Source organism: Vibrio sp. S234-5, assembly GCF_000960595.1.
Taxonomy (GTDB): Bacteria; Pseudomonadota; Gammaproteobacteria; order Enterobacterales; family Vibrionaceae; genus Vibrio.
Window position 1 is genome coordinate 1 of the sequence record NZ_JZAM01000135.1, and the last position, 297, is coordinate 297.

The 297-nt window shown below is 48.1% G+C and carries 1 protein-coding gene; it reads left to right on the plus strand.

From position 1 onward, the window contains the following. The coding region (locus UF06_RS05800; RefSeq protein ID WP_045569603.1) for a substrate-binding domain-containing protein at positions 1-297 on the plus strand (297 nt) is incomplete at both ends.

Consider the following 297-nt stretch of genomic DNA (forward strand, 5'->3'; position numbering starts at 1 on the left):
CCGTGGGCTCGGCTTCTGTGGTGCAATCTGTGGCATCGACCATCAGCGGAGTTGGTTATTCTGGCGTTGGTTATCGAGTGGCTGGCGTAAGGTTGGTTCCCATCGCTAAACGCGGGGTTAACTATGTTAGCCCGACTCGTACAAATATTGTCTCAGGTAAGTACCCACTATCACGCTACCTTTATGTATACGTGAACAAGCATCCTGATTACCCGTTGTCTCCAATAGAAGCCGAGTTTATTCGTTTTATGTTCTCTGCTCAGGGACAAGCGTTAGTCGAAAAAGATGGCTATGTAC